Origin of the sequence: Mesorhizobium album, from assembly GCF_033977205.1 — a bacterium.
GTDB lineage: Bacteria > Pseudomonadota > Alphaproteobacteria > Rhizobiales > Rhizobiaceae > Mesorhizobium > Mesorhizobium album.
Window position 1 is genome coordinate 1 of sequence record NZ_JAVIIW010000138.1, and the last position, 1,022, is coordinate 1,022.

Below are 1,022 nucleotides of genomic sequence, written 5' to 3' on the forward strand. Positions count from 1 at the left end.
AAATGGCGGGAAAACTTCGCCACCGCGTGCACGTAGGATCGTTGCGTGGCCGGCGACAGATTGCGGATCGTCATGTCTTCGATCATGCGCCGGCGAAGAGGGCTCAACTCGACCATCTCATTGCTCCTATTCTCGAGATTGCGCTTCAACAGCCACAATCCTTCAAAACAGAAGCGTCACCCGCAAACCGATCCGCCAAATGCCGCGTTAGCGGCTTCGTTCAATCCATTTTGATTCCGTCAAATCGGAAACCGCTCTACCTGTCGCCACCCAAGGGCGCTCGTGCTCAGCGTCGATGAGAAGAGCCAGATTCAGGCGCTCGACCGTGAGCAGCCCGTGCTGCCGATGATAGTCGACATCCCCGAGCGCCGGACACATAGCTATGTCCGGCACGGCACGACCTCGCTGTTTGCAGCGCTCGACGTCGCCTCCGGCTTCGCTATTGGCAAGTGCTACAAACGGCTACCGGGCCGCCGAGTTCCTGGACTTCCTGAAGCGGGTCGATGCCAGTACTCCCCCGGACCTCGACGTCCACATCGTCATGGATAACTACGCGACTCATAAAGCGCTGGTCAGGTCATGGCTGGCGCGACGGCCGCACTACCATGTCCACTTCATGCCGACATCGGCATCCTGGATCAACCAGATCGAACGCTGGTTTGTCGAACTCACCCGCAAGCAGTTGCGCCGCGGCGTCCCCACCTCGACCAGCCAACTCGAAGCCGACATCCGTTCCTTCATTGAGCGGCCCAATGAGAACCCAAAGCCCTATCGCTGGGTCAAATCGGCCGACGACATCTTCTCATCCGTCAACCGCTTCTGCCAAAAGGCCGAACAGACCTTATCCAGCGAATTTTAGATTCAGATGACTAGCACTACTTTGGCATTTTTAGTGACGAGCGCGTTTTTGCGATTGAACGAAGCCGCTGACGCGGCATTTGGCGGGCCGGTTTGCGGTTGAGGCTTCTGTTTTGAAGGATTGCGGCTGTTGAAGCGCAATCTTGGAACAGGAGCACTGAGAT

At 57.2% G+C, this 1,022-nt stretch carries 2 pseudogenes; one reads left to right on the forward strand and one right to left on the reverse strand.

Features of this window, described 5'->3' with window-relative positions:
- Positions 1–116, reverse strand: a pseudogene (locus tag RFN28_RS34595) (tyrosine-type recombinase/integrase); the annotation flags it as partial.
- Between the two features lie 138 nt (positions 117–254).
- On the opposite strand from RFN28_RS34595, the pseudogene RFN28_RS34600 reads away from it, so the two are divergent.
- A pseudogene (locus tag RFN28_RS34600) lies at positions 255–859 on the forward strand (IS630 family transposase); the annotation flags it as partial.
- Positions 860–1,022: the final 163 nt, after the last annotated feature.